The sequence below is a fragment of the Ectopseudomonas oleovorans genome, from assembly GCF_029845265.1.
GTDB classification, from domain to species: Bacteria; Pseudomonadota; Gammaproteobacteria; order Pseudomonadales; family Pseudomonadaceae; genus Aquipseudomonas; species Aquipseudomonas oleovorans.
In genome coordinates this window covers 77,398-96,938 of record NZ_JAOCLK010000008.1, presented here as the reverse complement: position 1 = coordinate 96,938, position 19,541 = coordinate 77,398, and the positions used below count along the sequence as shown (strand labels likewise).

General features: G+C 63.9%; 12 protein-coding genes. 6 read left to right on the top strand and 6 right to left on the bottom strand.

Annotated elements, in window-relative coordinates; translation table 11 throughout:
- Positions 1 to 24: 24 nt before the first annotated feature.
- From N5J71_RS06280 to N5J71_RS06265, 4 genes are read left to right on the top strand one after another with little or no spacing between them, the layout of a single operon-like run.
- Entirely contained in the window at positions 25 to 885 is an 861-nt protein-coding gene (locus N5J71_RS06280) for a protein-glutamate O-methyltransferase (protein WP_206408124.1), read from the top strand.
- A gap of 25 nt (positions 886 to 910) precedes the next feature.
- Positions 911 to 8,164 (top strand): Hpt domain-containing protein, encoded by a 7,254-nt coding sequence (locus tag N5J71_RS06275; RefSeq protein WP_279916539.1) that lies wholly within the window; start codon positions 911 to 913, stop codon positions 8,162 to 8,164.
- On the top strand, positions 8,161 to 9,180 hold the full coding sequence (locus tag N5J71_RS06270; protein WP_024306533.1) for a chemotaxis protein CheB: 1,020 nt from the start codon (positions 8,161 to 8,163) through the stop codon (positions 9,178 to 9,180). The genes N5J71_RS06275 and N5J71_RS06270 overlap by 4 nt, the downstream gene beginning before the upstream one ends.
- Positions 9,181 to 9,190: 10 nt before the next feature.
- Positions 9,191 to 9,661, top strand: a complete 471-nt coding sequence (locus N5J71_RS06265; RefSeq protein ID WP_024306534.1) for a chemotaxis protein CheW — start codon at positions 9,191 to 9,193, stop codon at positions 9,659 to 9,661.
- A gap of 78 nt (positions 9,662 to 9,739) precedes the next feature.
- Here the strand turns inward: N5J71_RS06265 and N5J71_RS06260 are convergent, their stop codons facing one another.
- The 3 genes from N5J71_RS06260 to N5J71_RS06250 all read right to left on the bottom strand — a co-directional run bounded on the left by N5J71_RS06260 (position 9,740) and on the right by N5J71_RS06250 (position 13,638).
- Positions 9,740 to 11,221 (bottom strand): alanine/glycine:cation symporter family protein, encoded by a 1,482-nt coding sequence (locus N5J71_RS06260; protein ID WP_024306535.1) that lies wholly within the window; start codon positions 11,219 to 11,221, stop codon positions 9,740 to 9,742.
- 211 nt (positions 11,222 to 11,432) lie between these two features.
- Positions 11,433 to 12,152 (bottom strand): 16S rRNA (uracil(1498)-N(3))-methyltransferase, encoded by a 720-nt coding sequence (locus N5J71_RS06255; RefSeq protein ID WP_279916538.1) that lies wholly within the window; start codon positions 12,150 to 12,152, stop codon positions 11,433 to 11,435.
- A 79-nt stretch (positions 12,153 to 12,231) separates the two neighbouring features.
- Positions 12,232 to 13,638, bottom strand: a complete 1,407-nt coding sequence (locus N5J71_RS06250; RefSeq protein ID WP_279916537.1) for an adenosylmethionine--8-amino-7-oxononanoate transaminase — start codon at positions 13,636 to 13,638, stop codon at positions 12,232 to 12,234.
- A 257-nt stretch (positions 13,639 to 13,895) separates the two neighbouring features.
- On the opposite strand from N5J71_RS06250, the gene N5J71_RS06245 reads away from it, so the two are divergent.
- Positions 13,896 to 14,441, top strand: a complete 546-nt coding sequence (locus tag N5J71_RS06245; RefSeq protein ID WP_279916536.1) for a cytochrome b — start codon at positions 13,896 to 13,898, stop codon at positions 14,439 to 14,441.
- Between the two features lie 59 nt (positions 14,442 to 14,500).
- Entirely contained in the window at positions 14,501 to 15,076 is a 576-nt protein-coding gene (locus N5J71_RS06240; RefSeq protein ID WP_279916535.1) for a YceI family protein, read from the top strand.
- 102 nt (positions 15,077 to 15,178) lie between these two features.
- Here N5J71_RS06240 and rhlE2 read toward each other — a convergent pair whose 3' ends face one another.
- From rhlE2 to ppnN, 3 genes are all read right to left on the bottom strand, one after another.
- On the bottom strand, positions 15,179 to 17,098 hold the full coding sequence (gene rhlE2, locus N5J71_RS06235) for an RNA helicase RhlE2 (RefSeq protein WP_279916534.1): 1,920 nt from the start codon (positions 17,096 to 17,098) through the stop codon (positions 15,179 to 15,181).
- A 187-nt stretch (positions 17,099 to 17,285) separates the two neighbouring features.
- A complete protein-coding gene (locus N5J71_RS06230) occupies positions 17,286 to 18,044 on the bottom strand; it encodes a substrate-binding periplasmic protein (RefSeq protein WP_279916533.1) in 759 nt (252 codons plus the stop codon).
- A gap of 52 nt (positions 18,045 to 18,096) precedes the next feature.
- On the bottom strand, positions 18,097 to 19,470 hold the full coding sequence (ppnN, locus tag N5J71_RS06225; RefSeq protein WP_279916532.1) for a nucleotide 5'-monophosphate nucleosidase PpnN: 1,374 nt from the start codon (positions 19,468 to 19,470) through the stop codon (positions 18,097 to 18,099).
- Between the last annotated feature and the right edge of the window lie 71 nt (positions 19,471 to 19,541).

The window sequence follows — 19,541 nt, the reverse complement described above, 5'->3', positions numbered from 1 at the left end:
ACAGCCATGACCCAGGGCGAAGGTATGCAGTCAGCGGGCGTGTGGGCATTGCGCCCGGTGGCCGATATGTCGCAAGCCGATTTTCACGACTGGCAGACGCTGCTCGAGGCGCGTATCGGTGTGGTGATCAGCGAGCAGCGGCGCGCCTTTCTGCAGACCAACCTGAGTGCGCGCATGCGCGAACTGGGCGTCACGGATTACGCCAGCTACTACCGTCAGGTCACCGACGGGCCGCGTGGCGCGGTGGAGTGGTCGACCCTGCTGGATCGTCTGACCGTGCAGGAAACCCGCTTTTTCCGCCATTCACCGTCGTTCGAGGTGCTCTCGCAGTACCTGCAGGAGCGTCTGGCGGCAGGCCTGGGCAAGCCCTGGGAGTTCTGGAGCGTCGGTTGCTCCAGTGGTGAAGAGCCCTATTCGCTGGCGATTATGGCGGCTGAGGCGCTACAGGGCAGCGAGTTGCCCGAGCATTTTGCGGTAACCGGCACCGATATCAGCCAGGGCGCACTGAGCAAGGCACGCGAGGCCTGTTACTCGGCGCGGCGCCTGGAGCAAGTGAGTGACGAGCTGCGCGAGCGCTACTTTCTCGCGCAGGCCGATGGGCGTTTCAAGGTAGTACCGAGCCTGGCTGCACGTGTGTGCTGTGCCCGGCTCAATGTGCTGGAACTGGCCAATGCGCCGATGTCCGGCATGGATGTGATTTTCTGTCAGAACTTGCTGATCTATTTCCGCCGCTGGCGTCGCCGCGACATCCTCAATCGCCTGGCCGAGAGCCTGGCGCCGGGTGGCCTGCTGGTCGTGGGTGTGGGCGAAGTAGCCGGTTGGCAGCACCCGCAACTGGTGCCGGTGGCCGACGAGCGAGTTCTGGCGTTTACCCGCAAGGGATAAGGCCAAGTTTATGAGTGGAGTGGCTATGGGTGATCGGCATGATTATGTCGCCCTGGAGTGGGTCAAAGGCGAGATCGGGGAAACCCTGAAGCAGGCGCGTCAGGCTCTGGAGGCGTTCGTCGAGAACCCGCAGGACCCCACGCGCATGCGCTTCTGCCTGACCTATGTGCACCAGGTTCACGGCACCTTGCAGATGGTCGAGTTCTACGGCGCGGCGTTGCTCGCCGAGGAAATGGAACAGCTGTCGAAGGCGCTGATGGAAGGTCGCGTGGCCAATCAGGGCGAAGCCCTGGAAGTGCTGATGCAGGCCATCCTGCAGTTGCCGGTGTACCTCGACCGCATCCAGACCGCCCGCCGCGACCTGCCCATGGTCGTGCTGCCGCTGCTCAACGACCTGCGCGCCGCCCGTGGCGAAAAGCTACTGTCGGAAACCAGCCTGTTCTCGCCAGACATGTCCGCGCGCCTGCCCGCGCTGCCGGAAGGCAGCATGGCGCGCCTGCGTACTGCCGAATTGCCGGTGCTGCTGCGCAGGCTGCGGCAGATGCTGCAGATGGCCCTGGTCGGCGTGATCCGCAATCAGGACCTGCCCACTAACCTGGGCTACATGGCGCGGGTCTTCGCGCGCCTGGAAACCCTGTGCCAGGACGCTCCGCTGGGCGGTCTGTGGCAGATCGCATCCGGTATGGCCGAAGGCCTGGCCAATGGCAGCGTGGTCAACGGTACCTCGGTGCGCACCCTGCTGCGCCAGGTCGATAAGGAACTCAAGCGCCTGGTCGAACAGGGCGCCGATGGCATCAACCAGCCCGCCCCGGATGAACTGACCAAGAATCTGCTGTTTTACGTGGCCAAGGCACCGGCGCAGTCGCCGCGCATCCGTGCGCTGAAAGAGCAGTATCGCCTCGACGAGGCGCTGCCTGACAACGAGGTGGTGGATGAAGAACGTGCTCGCCTGGCTGGGCCAGACCGTGACGCCATGCGTTCGGTGGTCGCCGCGCTGTGCGAGGAACTGGTGCGGGTCAAGGACAGCCTCGATCTGTTCGTGCGCAGTGATCGCAGCCAGGTCAGCGAACTGGATGCCCTGCTGGCGCCGCTCAAGCAGATCGCCGATACCCTCGCAGTGCTTGGTTTCGGCCAGCCGCGCAAGGTCATTCTCGACCAGATTGACGTGATTCACGGCCTGTCCCTCGGCCAGCGCGAGCCTAACGATGCCGTGCTGATGGACGTCGCCGGTGCGTTGCTCTACGTCGAGGCGACCCTGGCCGGCATGGTCGGGCCGAGCGACGACAGCAGGAACGAACAGAGTCACCTGCCCACCACCGATGTGGCGCAGATCCATCAGTTGGTGATCAAAGAGGCGCGCAACGGTCTGGAACAGGCCAAGGACGCGATCATCGAGTTCATCGCCTCGCAGTGGAACCACGAGCACCTGGCCCGTGTGCCCGAACTGCTGACCCAGGTCCGTGGTGGCCTGGCGATGATCCCGCTGCAACGCGCTGCCGACCTGCTCAATGCCTGCAATCGCTACATTCAGGAACAGCTGCTGGCGCGCAAGGCCGTGCCCAACTGGCAGAGCCTGGACACCCTGGCCGATGCCATCACCAGCGTCGAGTACTACCTCGAGCGGCTGTCCGAGGACCATGGCACGCAGGGCGATCTGATTCTCGACGTTGCCGAGGAAAGCCTGGAAACCCTGGGTTACCCGCTCAAGGAAAAACCGTCGATCCTCGACCGTGTCGAGCCGCAGGAAGAAACCCTGGCACCGCTGGCTGACCCGCTGCAGGAAATCGAGCTGCTGGGCGCCGAAGACGAACAACTCGAAGAGCCCCTGGCCGAGACCGAGGCGCTGACCTTCGATGTAGTCGAGCCGTCCAGCGATGAGGTTGCGGATCTGCAACTGCTGGACGCTGAGCCTGAGCAGTCGGACGCCCGTGAGACTGCCGACAGCTTTACCTTCGAGCTGGACGAGCTTGAAGAGCTACCCGCCCTGCAGGACGAAGAAACCGTTGCCGCACCGCTGCTTGACGCCGAGCCGGAGCTTGAGCTCGAAGAGCTGAACCTGGATCAACTGGCCGAGCCGGCGCAGTGGGATGAGCTGGAACTGGCCGATCTGGAACTACCGGAAGTCGAGCTACCCAGCGCACCGCAGGTGCAGGAACTGCCGGATGAACCGGCGGCGGAGAAGCCGCTGTCGATGGCCGATGTCATGGCCGCTCCGGTACAGGCGATCAACCCACCTGCTGCCGACGTGCCGCCGAGCCTGCTGCCGCCGCCTGCCGACGAAGAGCCGGTGGACGAAGAGCTGCTGGAAGTCTTTATCGAAGAAGTCGGCGAAGTGCTGGAAACCATCGGCGAATACCTGCCGCAGTGGCAGGCCGATACCGATAACAAGGACGCGCTGATCGAAGTGCGTCGGGCCTTCCACACGCTCAAGGGCAGCGGCCGCATGGTTCGCGCGCTGATCATCGGCGAGCTGGGCTGGTCCATCGAAAACCTGCTCAACCGCGTGCTGGACCGCAGCATCGAACCGAGTGCAGCGGTGCAGCAGGTGGTACTCGATGTCGTGGCCCTGATGCCGGCGCTGGTCGACGAGTTTGCCGCCAAGGCTCAGCGTCAGCGTGACGATGTCGATCTGCTGGCGGCCACCGCGCATGCTTTGGCCAAGGGGCTGACGCCCCCAAAATCTGACGCCCCGGCCACCCAGCAGGTAGCCGAGCCCGTGGGCGTTGACGACGCTACCGAGGTCGTCGAGCAGGTCGAGTCGGTCACCGACCAACCGCTCGATAGCGAATCTCTCAATGGTGAGCCCCTTGACCCACAGTTGCTGGAAATCTTCCGCAACGAGGCGGAAACCCATCTGGATACCCTGGTGGGCTTTCTCGCCGATTGCGCCCAGGAGCTGCCGCAGCCGGTCACCGACGACCTGCAGCGTGCCCTGCACACCCTCAAGGGCAGTGCCTATATGGCCGGCATCCTGCCGGTGGCAGAAATCGCGGCGCCGCTGGAGAAGCTGGTCAAGGAGTTCAAGACCAACCTGATTCAGGTGGATCTGGCGGCCGCCGAGCTGTTGAGCAGCGCCGAGGGCGTGTTCCGTATCGGGCTCGACAATCTCGAGACTCAGCCTCTGGCACCTATTCCCGGCGCCGAGGCATTCCTTGCCCGTGTCCAGGCGCTGCATCAGGAGCGTCTGGCCAACGCCGAAGACGAGCGCATGGCACAGAGCGGTGAAAGCCGCGATCCGCAGATGATCAGCATCTTCCTCGCCGAGGGCATGGACATCCTGCTCGATGCCGAGGACCTGCTGCGAAAATGGCGCGAGCATCCGTCCGAGCGCCAGGAGCTGTCTGCGCTGCTGGAAGAGCTGACCACGCTCGGTCGTGGCGCGGAAATGGCCGAGCTGCCGCAGATCGACGAGCTCTGCGAGGCCCTGCTGGATCTATATGGTGCCGTCGAGGAAGGCAGCCTGGCCGTCAGCGAACGCTTCTTCGACGAAGCGGAAAAGGCTCACGAAGCGCTGATCGGCATGATGGATCAGGTCGCTGCGGCCTTGCAGGTCAGCCCGCAACCCGAGCGCGTACAGGCGCTGCGTGAGCTTCTCAGCGAGGCCATCGATCCGCATACCCTGGCCTTGCTGGCGCCTGGCGTCGAGGGGCTGGAAATCATCGAGCTGGAGCAGGCTACTGCCGAACTGGCGCAAGCTGAGGCCGAGCCGGTCCAGTGGCAAGAGACGCCCGCCGAACCGGCAATCGTCGAGGACGCTGGCCTGGAACTGCAGGCCGAGGCCGAACTGGGCTTCAGCCCTGTCGACGCCGACCTCGATGAGGAAATGATCGAGATCTTCCTCGAAGAGGCTGTGGATATTCTCGATAGCGCCGGTCAGGCGCTGGAGCGCTGGCTCAGTGAGCCGGACAACACCATGCCGTTGTCCTCGCTGCAGCGCGACCTGCACACCCTCAAGGGTGGTGCGCGGATGGCCGCGATTCGCCCGATTGGCGATCTTGGCCACGAACTGGAGTCGCTCTACGAGGGTTTGGTCGACCGCCGTTACAACTATTCACCAGCGCTGGGCAGCCTGTTGCAGCAAAGCCATGATCGCCTGGCGCAGATGCTTGATCAGTTGCAGGCCCGCCAGCCGCTGGTCTCTGGTGACGACCTGATTCAGGCAATTCGTCAGTTCCGCCGGGGTGACATGCCGCAGAGTCTGTCGGCCGCCGTGGCTCAGGTTGAACCGGCGCTGGACGACGAGCTCGTCGAGTCGATCAAAACGCTGGAGCCCGATAGCTTCGAGCTGCCGCCTCTGGCACTGGTCGAAGACGAAATCGTGCTCGACGAGGCGCCACAGGCAGAGCCTGAGGCAGGGGTGCCGCTGATCGACGAAGTCGAGCTGGTGTTGCCCGAAGACGAACTGCCGCCGCTGGCCGAGGCTATCGTCGAGTCAGAGCCAGAGCCACAAGGCACGCTGGCTAACTGGCATGAAGAGCGCGATCCCGAACTGGTGGAAATCTTCCTCGAGGAAGGTTTCGACATCATCGACAGTGCCGGTGCTGCTCTGCAGCGCTGGATGGACGACGTCGACAACAGTCTGGAGCTGGAAGCCCTGCAGCGTGATCTGCACACCCTCAAGGGCGGTGCGCGCATGGCCGAGATTCGTGAAATCGGCGACCTGGCCCATGAGCTGGAATTCCTTTACGAGGGGCTCGGTGGCGGTCGCCTGCGAGCCAGTCAGGAGTTGTTTACCCTGCTGCAGGCCTGCCACGACCGTTTGGCCGAGATGCTCGAAGCCGTGCGTGGTCAGCGCGCGGTGCCGCAGGGCCATGCCCTGATCGAGACGATCAAGCGCTTTCGTGCCAACCCTGACGAGCAGTTGAGCATGCCGTCGGCAGTCCACCTCAGGGCGGTGGTCGAGAGCGATGAAGCCGAAGAGGCTGACAGCGACATCCTTGATATCTTCCTGGAAGAAGGCGATGACCTGCTCGAAACGATGGAGGCGGCGATCGGGCGTTGGGAAGAACAACGTGATGATGTCAGCGCCATCGACGAGATGCTGCGCACGCTGCACACCCTCAAGGGCTGCGCACGCCTGGCCGGACAGAAGCGCCTTGGCGATCTCAGCCACGACCTGGAGCAGCATCTCAGCGAGGCGCTGCAGCAGGGGGCACCCTGGCCGGAAAGTCTGCTGCTCAATGTGCAGTCCGGTTTCGAAGGGCTGCAGAATGAGCTCGACGTGCTGCGCCAGCGCCTTAGCGCCAGCCTCGGCGATGAGCCAGTGGTTACCGAACCAGCGGCGGCGCCTGCGAGCAATTTGCTCAATCCGATCATTGCTGCCAGTGACGTGCCGAGCCAGTTGCAGGCACCGAAGGTACTGCCGTTCGTGCAGCGTGCGCAGGAGGCCGCTCAGGAGGCTGCCGCCCGCCGTGCGCCGCAGGAGTTGGTCAAGGTACCGGCAGAGTTGCTCGAAGGTCTGGTCAACCTGGCGGGTGAAACCTCGATCTTCCGTGGCCGTGTCGAACAGCAGGTCAGCGATGTCAGCTTCACCCTGAGCGAGATGGAAGCGACCATTGACCGCGTTCGCGATCAGTTGCGCCGTCTCGATACCGAAACCCAGGCGCAGATTCTCAGCCGCTATCAGGCCGAGGCCGAGCGCGCCGGTTACGAAGACTTCGATCCGCTGGAAATGGACCGCCATTCGCAACTGCAGCAGCTGTCGCGCGCGCTGTTCGAATCGGCTTCCGACTTGCTCGATCTGAAGGAAACCCTGGCGGCGAAGAACCGCGACGCCGAGACCCTGCTGTTGCAACAGGCTCGGGTCAACACCGAGCTGCAGGAAGGTCTGATGCGCACCCGCATGGTGCCATTCGATCGCCTGGTGCCACGTCTGCGCCGTATCGTGCGTCAGGTGGCCGGTGAGCTGGGCAAGCAGGTCGAATTCATCGTCGGCAACGCCGAAGGGGAAATGGACCGCACCGTACTCGAACGCATCGTCGCGCCGCTGGAGCACATGCTGCGCAACGCCGTCGACCATGGCATCGAGATGACAGAGGCGCGCCGCGCTGCCGGCAAGTCGGACACCGGCACCATTCGCCTCAATCTGGGCCGTGAGGGTGGCGACATCGTTCTCACCCTGGAAGATGACGGTGGTGGTATCCGTCTGGAGGCCGTGCGCCGCAAGGCCATCGAACGTGGTCTGATGGATGCCGACAGCGACCTGAGCGATCACGAGGTGTTGCAGTTCATCCTCGAGGCCGGTTTCTCCACCGCCGAGAAAGTCACGCAGATTTCCGGGCGCGGCGTCGGCATGGACGTGGTGCATTCGGAGGTCAAGCAGCTCGGTGGCTCGATGAGCATCGACTCGACGGTCGGCCAGGGCACCCGCTTCACCATTCGCCTGCCGTTCACCGTGTCGGTCAACCGCGCACTGATGGTGTACTCCGGCGAAGACCTCTACGCCATCCCATTGAACACGATCGAAGGTATCGTGCGCGTCTCGCCCTATGAGCTGGAGGCCTACTATGCCCCCGATGCGCCGCGCTTCGAATATGCCGGGCAGGCTTACGAGCTGAAGTACCTGGGCGACCTGCTGAACAATGGCCAGCAACCCAAGCTGGTGGGGCAGAGTCTGCCGCTGCCGGTGATTCTGGTGCGCTCCAGCGAGCACGCCGTGGCGGTGCAGGTGGACAGCCTGGCCGGCTCGCGCGAGATCGTGGTGAAGAGCCTTGGTCCGCAGTTCGCCGGGGTGCACGGTATTTCCGGGGCGACCATCCTTGGTGACGGTCGCGTGGTGGTGATTCTCGACCTGCTGGCAACCATTCGTGTGCTGCATGCGCACCTGCAGAGCCAGCTGATGCCGCGTCTGGCTTCGCGTCAGGCTGCCGTCAACGAGGACGTGGAGATCGACCGTCCGACCCTGGTCATGGTGGTGGACGATTCGGTCACCGTGCGTAAGGTCACCAGCCGTCTGCTCGAACGTAACGGCATGAACGTGGTTACCGCCAAGGACGGGGTGGACGCCATCGCCCAGCTGCAGGAACACAAGCCCGATATCATGCTGCTGGACATCGAGATGCCGCGCATGGACGGCTTCGAGGTAGCCACGCTGGTGCGTCACGACGAGCGCCTGAAGGACCTGCCGATCATCATGATCACCTCGCGTACCGGCGAGAAGCACCGCGATCGAGCCATGGCCATCGGCGTCAACCAGTACCTCGGCAAGCCCTATCAGGAGTCCTTGCTGCTCGACACCATTGCACAGTTGGTGGATAGCCACCGGGTCAAACGGACATGACAGACAAATCCTCCGCGCGTATCGCTGTAATCGCCGACACCTCGCTGCAGCGCCATGTGCTGCAGCAGGCATTGGCCGGTGGCGGCTATCAGGTGGTGCTCAACAGCGATCCGGCGCGACTCGACGAGGAAGCGCTGGCGGCCTGCGACACCGACCTGTGGCTGGTGGACCTGGCGCAGTCGGAAGATTCGCCGTTGGTCGACAGCCTGCTGGAGCGCGCCAGCGCCCCGGTGCTGTTCGGCGAGGGCCATGCACCCGAACGTCACTCGGAAAACTACCCGCGTTGGGAGCGCAGTCTGTTCGGCAAACTCAAGCGCCTGGTCGGCGACCCGACCCAGGCGGTCGGGCCGAGCCTGCAGGCATTGCTCGACGAGGCGCAGCGTCCAGCGCGTCTGGAACTGCCGCAAGCACTGGCCAATACCCCGCTGAAAGCGGGCGAACCGGCACGCCAGGTCTGGCTGCTGGCGGCCTCGCTGGGTGGCCCGGCGGCGGTCAAGGCCTTCCTCGATGCGCTGCCGGGTGGTCTGCCCATCGGCTTCATCTATGCGCAACACATCGATGCCAGTTTCGAGGCGGCACTGCCGCAGGCGGTCGGTCGCCACAGCCAGTGGCATGTCAACACGGCGCGCCATGGCGACCCGGTGCGTTGCGGCGAGGTGGTGGTGGTACCGATCAGCAATGAACTGGGTTTTGCCGAAGACGGCGCGATGCAGATCGCCGAGCGCGCCTGGCCGGAGCCCTACAGCCCTTCCATCGATCAGATGATGCTCAACCTGGCGCAGCAGTTCGGTGCCCAGTGTGGCGTCATCGTGTTCAGCGGCATGGGTAGCGACGGCAGTGCCGCCGCTGCTTACGTCAAACGCCAGGGCGGGGTGATCTGGACCCAGCGCGCCGAAAGCTGCGCCAGCCCGAGCATGCCGGACAGCCTGCGCGAGGGCGGCTACAGCAGCTTCAGCGCCGACCCGCGCGAGCTGGCCGTGGCCCTAGTCAATCACCTCGCCGAACATTGCAGTTGAGGACGTTTCAATGAGCCAAGCCGTCGCCACCCAGAACAGCGCTGCCGGTCTCACCGGCCTGCTGGTACCCCTGGCCGACCGCACCTTGCTGCTGCCCAACGTGGCGGTGGCCGAGCTGATTCCCTATCGCGCCCCGCAGGTCAGCGAAGGCATGCCCGAGTGGTTTCTCGGCCAGATCGCCTGGCGTGATCTGCGCTTGCCGCTGCTGTCCTTCGAGGCTGCCAGCGGTGGTCAGGCGCAGGTCGCCAGCGGCGCACGCGTGGCGGTGATCAACGCCCTCGGTGGCCGGCCCAAGGTCAAGTTCATCGCCCTGCTGGTGCAGGGTATTCCACGCTCGCTGAAGGTTGGCAGCGACCTGCCGGCGGCCGATGTCGAACTGGCGCCGCTGGAGCTGGGCGCAGCGCGCGTTGGTGAAGATGTGGTGCGTATTCCGGATCTGGCGGCGCTGGAGCAACTGCTCGCCGATGCCGGCCTGATCTGACGTAATCCTGCGCTCAGGCGAGCGCCCATGAAAAAGCCCCGGCATTGCCGGGGCTTTTTCGTTACTGCGGTGAGCTGATCAGCGCTGCGGTTGCTGCGCTTCGGCCTTCTCGGCAGACAGGTTGTCTTCGGAGGTATGGCCGCTCCAGTAGTCGGCATTGGTGATGCCGAGCTTCTCTGGATGGAAGACCGGATCCTTGCCTTCGTCCTGCTGCTGCTCGTAGTCCTTCAGGCACTTGTAGGCGACCTTGTGCATGAGCAGGATGGCGATGATGTTCAGCCAGGCCATCAGGCCCACGCCGAGGTCACCCAGATCCCAGGCGAAGGTAGCGGTGTGCACGGTGCCGTAGACGGTAGCCGCGATGATGCCGAACTTCAGCAGCAGGGTGAGGATGGGGCGCTTCACCTTGCGGTTGATGTAGGCAATGTTGGTCTCGGCGATGTAGTAGTACGCCAGGATGGTGGTGAAGGCGAAGAAGAACAGGGCGATGGCGACGAAGGCATTGCCGAAGCCGGGCATCATGTTCTCCATCGCGGTCTGCACGTAGCCCGGACCGGCGGCGACGCCAGCGATACCGGTGAACATCGCGCTGCCATCAGGTGCCTGCACGTTGTACTGGCCGGTGATCAGCAGCATGAAGGCAGTGGCGGAGCAGACGAACAGGGTGTCGATGTAAACCGAGAAGCCCTGGACCAGGCCCTGCTTGGCCGGGTGGCTGACGGCAGCGGCGGACGACGCGTGCGGACCAGTACCCTGGCCGGCTTCGTTGGAGTACACGCCACGCTTGACGCCCCACTGGATGGCCATGCCGACGATGGCGCCGAAACCGGCCTCGAGGCCGAAGGCGCTCTTGACGATCAGCATCACCACTTCCGGCAGCTTGCCGATGTTCAGCAGGATGATCACCAGCGCCACCAGGATGTAGCCCAGCGCCATGAAGGGTACGACCACCTGGGTGAAGTGGGCGATACGCTTGACGCCACCGAAGATGATCAGACCGATCAGCACGGCCAGTACCGCGGCGGTGACGTTCGGGTCGATGCCGAAGGCGGTGTTGACGCTGGAGGCGATGGAGTTGGCCTGTACGCCCGGCAGCAGCAAGCCGCAGGCGAACACGGTGACCACGGCGAACAGCCAGGCGTACCACTTCAGACCCAGGCCCTTCTCGATGTAGAAGGCCGGGCCGCCGCGGTATTCACCGTTGAGCTTTTCCTTGTACACCTGACCGAGGGTGGATTCGACGAATGCCGAGCTGGCGCCGAGGAAGGCCACCATCCACATCCAGAACACGGCACCCGGACCACCAAAGGTGATCGCGGTGGCCACACCGGCGATGTTGCCGGTACCGACGCGACCGGCGAGGGTCATGGTCAGGGCCTGGAAGGAGGTGATGCCATGTTCATCGGTCTTGCCGGTGAACATCAGGCGAATCATTTCTTTGAAGTGGCGAACCTGGAGGAAGCGGCCGCGCAGGGAGAAGTAGAGACCAACGCCGAGACATAGATAGATCAGCGCCGGGCTCCAGACCAGACCGTTTAGGGTCGAGACCAGTTCGTTCATGCAATGCTCCTGGGCATGCGGCCGCCTTTTGGGCGGTGCCGAGGCCCGTTGTTTGTTATTGGAAGAGAACGACGCTGCGGGGCGCCGGCCTCGGCCGCGCGCAGGTTGCTGGTGAGCGGGTCGCGCGTGCGGCGCGCAGAGCATGACAAAGACTGCCGGTCTTGCAATCTCTTGAGGTCACAATTTGTTACGTCAAGGCGACATTTTGCGCTTACAGATCGCCCCACAACTGCTGGGCGACACTCAGGGCGACCACCGGGGCGGTTTCCGTGCGCAAAACGCGTGGTCCGAGGCGGGCGGCGTGGAAGCCGGCGCCCTTGGCCTGGTCGACTTCGGCGTCGCTCAGGCCGCCTTCCGGGCCGATCAAAAAAGCCAGGGTACGTGGTGGAGTATGGCCAACCCAGGGCTCGGCGATCGGGTGCAGCACCAGCTTCAGATCGGCGTCGATCTGTTGCAGCCAGGCGTCCAGCTCCAGCGGCGCATGGATCACCGGCAGCACCGAACGGCCGCACTGCTCGCAGGCGCTGATCGCCACCTGGCGCCAGTGGGCCATGCGCTTGTCGGCACGCTCGTCCTTCAGCCGCACCTCGCAGCGCGCGGAGACGATCGGGGTGATTTCGCTGGCGCCGAGCTCGGTGGCCTTCTGAATCGCCCAGTCCATGCGCTCGCCGCGCGACAGACCTTGGCCCAGATGGATGCGCAGCGGTGATTCGCTCAGCCCGGCGAAGGATTCGCGCAGCTCGACGCGCACGCTCTTCTTGCCGACCTCGATCAGTTCGCCGAGGTACTCCTGGCCGCTGCCGTCGAACAGCTGCACGGCGTCGCCCGCCGCATGGCGCAGCACGCGGCCGATGTAGTGGGCCTGGGCCTCGGGCAGTTCATGCTGGCCGAGAGAGAGCGGGGCGTCGATAAAGAAACGGGATAGGCGCATAGGTCTTCAGGCTACAGGCGGCAGGCTTTAGGCGCGCAGTCTACCGCCTGCAGCGTGCGGCCTGAAGCCTGTGGCCGCTTCAGCCCGGATCGCGATGGTCCGGGTAGTGGCTGTTATCTACCGCCACGCTGACCGACTCTCGGGTGGCGATATTGATGCCTTCGCTGGCCACCTCGGCGAGGAAATCGATCTCCTCTGGAGTGATCACGTAAGGCGGCAGGAAGTACACCACGCTGCCCAGCGGTCGCAGCAGCGCACCGCGTTCCAGTGCGTGCTGGTACACACGCAGGCCGCGCCGCTCCTGCCAGGGGTAGGCGGTCTTGCTCGCCTTGTCGGCGACCATCTCGATGGCCAGGGCCATGCCGGTCTGGCGCACTTCGGCGACATGCGGGTGATCGGCCAAGTGCGCAGTGGCGCTGGCCATACGTGCCGCCAGGGCCTTGTTGCGTTCGATCACATCGTCATCGCGGAAGATGTCCAGCGTCGCCAGGGCGGCGGCGCAGGCCAGCGGATTGCCGGTGTAGGTGTGCGAGTGGAGGAAGGCGCGCAGGGTGGCGTAGTCATCGTAGAACGCGCCATAAACGTCATCGGTGGTCAGCACCGCCGCCATCGGCAGGTAGCCACCGGTCAGTGCCTTGGACAGCACGAGGAAGTCCGGGGTGATACCGGCCTGCTCGCAGGCGAACATCGTGCCGGTGCGGCCGAAGCCAACGGCGATCTCGTCGTGGATCAGGTGCACGCCGTAGCGGTCGCAGGCCTCGCGCAGCAGCTTGAGGTAGATCGGGTGGTACATGCGCATGCCGCCCGCACCCTGGATCAGCGGCTCGACGATCACCGCGGCCACTTCATGGTGATGCTCGGCCAGGGTGCGCTCCATATGAGCGAACATGACGCGCGAGTGTTCTTCCCAGCTCACCCCCTCGGGACGCAGGTAGCAGTCCGGGCTGGGCACCTTGATGGTGTCGAGTAGCAGCGCCTTGTAGGTATCGGTGAACAGCGCCACGTCGCCCACCGACATCGCCGCTACGGTTTCGCCGTGATAACTGTTGGTGAGGGTGACGAAGCGCTTCTTGCCGGCCTGACCGTTGTTGAGCCAGTAGTGGAAGCTCATCTTCAGTGCCACCTCGATGCCCGAGGAGCCGTTGTCGGCGTAGAACACCTTGTTCAGTCCGGGCGGAGTGATCTGCACCAGGCGCTCGGACAGTTCGATGACCGGCTGATGGGTGAAGCCGGCGAGCATGACGTGCTCGAGGCTCTCCAGTTGTTCGCGGATGCGCGCGTTGATGCGCGGGTTGGCGTGGCCGAAGACGTTCACCCACCAGGAGCTGACCGCGTCCAGGTAGCGCTTGCCGTCGAAGTCTTCCAGCCACACGCCGGAGGCTTTGCGGATCGCCACCAGGGGCAGGCGCTCATGATCCTTCATCTGGGTGCAGGGGTGCCACAACACGTCGAGATCGCGTTGCATCCAGTGGTCGTTCAGGCTCATGCGAAATCTCCCAGGGTTCGGCGGCACAGCCTACCAGAAGCCACCAGTGAGGCGTGCTCGCTGCCGCTGGTCTGGTGCCATGCACCGTCCGTTCTGCTGCCGATGAACTCTGCAACGAGCGCGTTGAACTAAACTGGTCAGCGCAAGGAAGTCGAAATGAAACATCGCATTTCTCGATATTTCATAGCGAAATTTTCCGCTTTAAATCGATATATTTGCCGTTAGTCTTGCTCGGAATCTGGATTAGGAAAGCCCCCATGCAATGGCGCAACACCTCTGCTCGTTATGGTCTGGTCAGCGTGCTGCTGCACTGGCTGGTCGCACTGGCCGTATTCGGCCTGTTTGGCCTTGGCTTCTGGATGGTGGGGCTCAGCTATTACGATCCGTGGCGGCAGAGCGCACCGGATCTGCACAAGAGCATTGGCATCCTGCTGTTTGCCGTCATGCTGCTGCGGGTGCTGTGGCGTTTGCTCAATCCGGCGCCGGCTGCGCTGGCCAGCCACGGCCAGTTCACCCGCCTGGCGTCCAGGTTGGGGCATGGCGTGCTCTATCTCGGCCTGTTCGGCGTGATGATCTCCGGCTATCTGATCTCGACCGCCGATGGCCGTGGCATCGACGTATTCGGGCTGTTCAGTGTGCCGGCAACCCTGACCGGTATCCCGCAGCAGGAAGACATCGCCGGCGCCATCCACGAATACCTGGCCTGGGGACTGGTGATCTTCGCCGTCTTGCATGGCCTGGCCGCACTCAAACACCATTTCATCGACCGCGATAGCACCCTGCTGCGGATGTTCGGGCGCTGACGCATTTCATAACCGGGCCAAGGCCCATCTAGATCGACAACCTCGCAAGGAGAACACCCATGTTGAAGAATGCCCTCGCTGCACTGGTTCTGGGTTCCGCGCTGATCGGCGGCCAGGCCATGGCGGCCGACTACGCCATCGACAAGCAAGGCCAGCATGCCTTCGTCAACTTCAAGATCAGCCACCTGGGTTACAGCTGGCTGTACGGCACCTTCAAGGACTTCGACGGCACGTTCAGCTTCGATGCCGCCAACCCCGAGGCGAGCAAGGTCAACGTGACCCTGAAGACCGCCAGCGTCGACACCAACCACGCCGAGCGTGACAAGCACATCCGCAGTGCCGACTTCCTCAACGTCAGCAAGCACGACACCGCGACCTTCGAGTCCACTTCGGTCAAATCCACTGGCGAAGGCACCGCTGACGTCACCGGTAACCTGACTCTCAATGGCGTGACCAAGCCGGTGGTGATCGCGGCCAAGTTCATCGGCGAAGGCAAGGACCCATGGGGCGGCTACCGTGCCGGCTTCGAAGGCACTACCACCCTGAAGCTGAAAGACTTCGACATTTCCATGGATCTCGGCCCGGCTTCGGAAAGTGTCGAGCTGATCATCTCGATCGAAGGCATCCGCAAGTAAGGAGAGCGGCCGCTAGCGGCCACCGGATGTGCCCGCATGTTCAGCCTGCGGCAATAACGAAAACGCCACCCCATGGGGTGGCGTTTTCGTTGGCGCGGCAGCTTACTCTTCGCGGTTACGCGTCAGCAGTGCCGGCTTCTCGCCACGCGGGCGGGTGCTGTTGCTCAGCTCGTCAAGTTGCTCGGCGCTGGGGAAGCGATCCAGGCGCGAGCCCTTGTGCATGATGATCGGCTGCTTTTCGCGCGGGTTGCGCACGGCTGCTTCGGTGCGGGGCAGCTCGTCGCGGTCCAGCGAGGTAATGCGACCATCATGCGCCGGTCGGCCACGGCCACCGCCAGTGCGGCCCTGGCCACCCTGGCGACGATTCTTGCCTGGCGTGGCCGGGGTGCCGGCGGCATTGCTGCGCGGCTGCCGGTTGCTGCTCTTGGCTTTCTGGCTCTGACCCTGAGCGGCGCCATTGTCCGCAGCGGCAGCGCCTGGGCGGCGACCACGGCCTTGCGGCTTGTTCTGTACCGGCACATAGTCGGCACGGTTGCCGAAATTGTCGATCTCGTCGTCGAGGAACTCTTCCGGATCACGATCCGGAGGCAAGGGTGGAATGGCCGGGGCGGCGCCACGGCTCTGGTTGCGCGGTTGCTGACCACGGCGATTCTGACCCTGACCCTGACCCTGACCCTGACCCTGACCCTGACCCTGACCCTGCTGCTGCGGCTTGGCTTTCTGCTCCTTGCCGCTGTCCTTGCCCTTGTCTCGACGACCACCGTTGTTGCGCTCGCGCTGGGGCTTGTCGGCGCCTTCGGCTTTGGCCTTTTTCGGCCCGGCATTGCGCGGCTGACGTGGTTCGCGCACTTCCGGACGTTCCGCTTCCACGGTGCTGGCATCGAATCCCAGCAGATCGCCATCGGGGATCTTCTGCTTGGTCATGCGCTCGATGCTCTTGAGCAGCTTCTCTTCGTCCGGCGCCACCAGCGAGATGGCTTCGCCGCTACGGCCGGCACGACCGGTGCGGCCGATACGGTGAACGTAGTCTTCCTCGACGTTGGGTAGCTCGAAGTTGACCACGTGCGGCAGTTGGTCGATATCCAGGCCGCGGGCGGCGATATCGGTGGCCACCAGGATGCGCACCTTGTTCGCCTTGAAGTCGGCCAGCGCCTTGGTGCGGGCGTTCTGGCTTTTGTTACCGTGAATCGCGGCAGCCGGCAGGCCGTGTTTCTCGAGGTATTCGGCGAGGCGGTTGGCGCCGTGCTTGGTGCGGGTGAATACCAGCACCTGTTCCCAGGCGCCCTGGGTGATCAGGTGAGCGAGCAGGGCGCGCTTGTGGCTGGCGGCCAGGCGGAAGACGCGTTGTTCGATACGCTCGACCGTAGTGTTCGGCGGCGTCACCTCGATGCGCTCGGGGTTGTGCAGCAACTTGCCGGCGAGGTCGGTGATGTCCTTGGAGAAGGTGGCCGAGAACAGCAGGTTCTGGCGTTTGGCTGGCAGCTTGGCCAGCACCTTCTTGACGTCGTGGATGAAGCCCATGTCGAGCATGCGGTCGGCTTCATCGAGCACGAGAATTTCCACATGCGACAGGTCGATGGCTTTCTGGTTGGCCAGGTCGAGAAGGCGTCCGGGGCAGGCGACGAGCACATCGACGCCCTTGGCCAGCGCCTGAACCTGCGGGTTCATGCCAACGCCGCCGAAGATGCAGGCGCTGACGAATTTCAGGTCACGGGCATACAGCTTGAAGCTGTCATGCACCTGGGCGGCCAGCTCGCGGGTCGGTGTCAGCACCAGTACGCGCGGTTGTTTCGGGCCGTGGCGCTGTTCGCGATCCGGGTGACCGTCCGGGAACAGGCGCTCGAGAATGGGCAGGGCGAAACCGCCCGTCTTACCAGTACCCGTCTGAGCCGCCACCATCAGATCGCGACCTTGCAACACGGCGGGAATGGCCCGCTGTTGCACCGGAGTGGGCTGGGTGTAGCCGGCGGACTCGACCGCACGGACTAGAGCCTCGGAGAGACCGAGGGAGGCAAAGGACATGAGCAATCCTGTACTAAGTGAGGGCGTGGCCCTGGGGGTGTAGAGCCTGGCTTGAATCACACGTGGGGGGCGTGATCCCGTCCGGTACTGCTGGCTTTAGAGCACCAGCATCCGGGCGCAAGCCTGGCGGGAAGCCTCGAGTATAACAGAGCTGAGGCCTTGCGCAGCTACCAGCCTGTCGGTTGGTTCACGGCCTGAGTCGATCGGGGTTGGCGTAGCGCCGCTGCAGCTGGGCATAGGCTGGTTCGCGCTTGAAGCGGCGCAGTTCGTCAGCGAAGTCCCTGGCCAGGCTAGCCAGGGCAGGGTCGTGACGCAGCGCGAGGTATAGACGGTCGTGGCCGACCGCCTTGCGGTTGTAGTCGACCTGCTGTTGCAAGCCCATCTGGGTGGTCAGGTAGAGGCCGGCGCGACGGTCATTGATGACCAGGTCGACGCGGTGGCGGATCAGCTTGCCCAGATTGGCCTCGTGAGTCGGAGCCACTTCGCGACTGAACAAGGGCGAATTGCGGAAGGTTTCGTCGTTGTACCAGTAGCCTGGCGAGATGCCGATCACCAGGTCGCGCAGGTCTTCCAGGCTGTCATAGGGGTAGGGGCGGTTACGTGCGTAGAACAGTACCAGTTCGACGTCGCTCAGCGGCTCTTCGACGAAGAGCATGCTCGCTTCGCGCTCGGGCAGGTGGAAAATATCCAGTATGCCGTCTGCATTGCCTTGTTCCAGCTCCAGCAGGCAGCGCTTCCACGGCAGGAACTGCAGGTCCAGCTTTACCCCAAGGCGCTGCAGTACCTCGCGGGTGAGCTCGTAGTCGAGACCAGCGGCCTGGCCGTCTTCCTCGTAGACGTAGGGTGCCCAGGCATCTGTGACCAGGCGCAGCGTTTCGCCGCGGGCGGCGAAGGCGCAACAGCACAGTAAAAGCGTGGCGATAATCTGGCGCTGGAATAATGGCATGGTGCCAGGTTAGCGATTTTGCGGGTGCCGTGAAAGTGCGTCTTGCGCAGCTTCAGTCGACTATCCGATAGCAGGGCTCATAGGCACTGCCGCCCGGCAGCTTCATGCGGTGCTGCTCGACGAAGGCCTGCAGCAGGCGATCCAGCGGGCGCATGATGGTGGTTTCACCGCGAATCTCGTAGGGGCCGTGCTCCTCGATCAGGCGGATGCCGTTCTCCTTGACGTTGCCGGCGACGATGCCGGAAAAGGCCCGACGCAGGTTGGCGGCCAACTGATGCAATGGCTGCTCGCGGGTGAGGTTGAGGCCGGCCATGGCTTCATGGGTCGGCTCGAACGGGTGCTGGAAGCTCTCGTCGATCTTCAGCAGCCAGTTGAAGTGGAAGGCGTCGTTGCGCTCGCGGCGGAACTGGCGCACGGCCTTGATGCCGGCGGCCATCTCGCGGGCAACTTTGGCCGGGGCGTTGACGATCATGCGGTAGCGCTGCTGGGCGGCCTCACCGAGGGTCGCTCCGATGAAATCATGCAACTGCTGCAGATACGGTTCGGCGCTCTTCGGGCCGGTAAGGATGACCGGGAAGGGCAGGTCCTGGTTGTCCGGGTGGATGAGGATACCCAGCAGGTAGAGGAACTCCTCGGCAGTGCCGGCGCCGCCGGGGAAGATGATGATGCCGTGGCCGACGCGGACGAAGGCTTCCAGGCGCTTCTCGATGTCCGGCAGGATCACCAGCTCGTTGACGATCGGATTCGGCGCTTCGGCAGCGATGATGCCGGGTTCGGTCAGGCCCAGGTAGCGGCCCTTGAGGTTGCGCTGCTTGGCGTGGCTGATGGTGGCACCCTTCATCGGCCCCTTCATCACGCCCGGGCCGCAGCCGGTGCAGATGTCCAGGCCGCGCAGGCCGAGCTCGTGGCCGACCTTCTTGGTGTACTTGTATTCCTCGGTGCTGATCGAGTGGCCGCCCCAGCACACCACTATCTTCGGCTCCACGCCACTGCGCAGGGTCTGGGCGTTGCGCAGCAGGTGGAAAACGTAATCGGTGATGCCTTCGGAGCTGTCCAGGTCAATGCGCTTGTTCTCCAGCTCGCTCTGCGTGTAGACGATGTCGCGCAGGGCGCTGAACAGCATCTCGTGGGTGCTGGTGATCATCTCGCCATCGACGAAGGCGTCGGCCGGCGCGTTGATCAGCTCCAGGCGGATGCCGCGATCCTGCTGGTGAATCTTCACTTCGAAGTCCGGGTAGGCCTCGAGGATGGTCTTGGCGTTGTCGCTGTGCGAGCCGGTGTTGAGGATCGCCAATGCGCACTGGCGGAACAGGTGATAAACGCTACCGGAGCCGGTTTCGCGCAGTTGCTGCACTTCGCGCTGCGAGAGGGTTTCCAGGCTGCCCTTGGGGCTGACTGAGGCGTTGATCTTGGTGCGTTTGAGCATGAGGGGCGATCCTTCTGCGGCAAGGCGGGAGGGCGAAGCGAGCAGGCTGCCCCAGGGTGGGCAGCCTGTGA

Bases quoted from the DNA above. Each gene is read 5' to 3' on its own strand.
- ppnN (WP_279916532.1), bottom strand. From the start codon at position 19,470: ATGCTCAAACGCACCAAGATCAACGCCTCAGTCAGCCCCAAGGGCAGC.
- N5J71_RS06230 (WP_279916533.1), bottom strand. From the start codon at position 18,044: ATGCCATTATTCCAGCGCCAGATTATCGCCACGCTTTTACTGTGCTGT.
- N5J71_RS06265 (WP_024306534.1), top strand. From the start codon at position 9,191: ATGAGCCAAGCCGTCGCCACCCAGAACAGCGCTGCCGGTCTCACCGGC.
- N5J71_RS06250 (WP_279916537.1), bottom strand. From the start codon at position 13,638: ATGAGCCTGAACGACCACTGGATGCAACGCGATCTCGACGTGTTGTGG.
- N5J71_RS06240 (WP_279916535.1), top strand. From the start codon at position 14,501: ATGTTGAAGAATGCCCTCGCTGCACTGGTTCTGGGTTCCGCGCTGATC.
- rhlE2 (WP_279916534.1), bottom strand. From the start codon at position 17,098: ATGTCCTTTGCCTCCCTCGGTCTCTCCGAGGCTCTAGTCCGTGCGGTC.
- N5J71_RS06270 (WP_024306533.1), top strand. From the start codon at position 8,161: ATGACAGACAAATCCTCCGCGCGTATCGCTGTAATCGCCGACACCTCG.
- N5J71_RS06245 (WP_279916536.1), top strand. From the start codon at position 13,896: ATGCAATGGCGCAACACCTCTGCTCGTTATGGTCTGGTCAGCGTGCTG.
- N5J71_RS06275 (WP_279916539.1), top strand. From the start codon at position 911: ATGGGTGATCGGCATGATTATGTCGCCCTGGAGTGGGTCAAAGGCGAG.
- N5J71_RS06260 (WP_024306535.1), bottom strand. From the start codon at position 11,221: ATGAACGAACTGGTCTCGACCCTAAACGGTCTGGTCTGGAGCCCGGCG.
- N5J71_RS06280 (WP_206408124.1), top strand. From the start codon at position 25: ATGCAGTCAGCGGGCGTGTGGGCATTGCGCCCGGTGGCCGATATGTCG.
- N5J71_RS06255 (WP_279916538.1), bottom strand. From the start codon at position 12,152: ATGCGCCTATCCCGTTTCTTTATCGACGCCCCGCTCTCTCTCGGCCAG.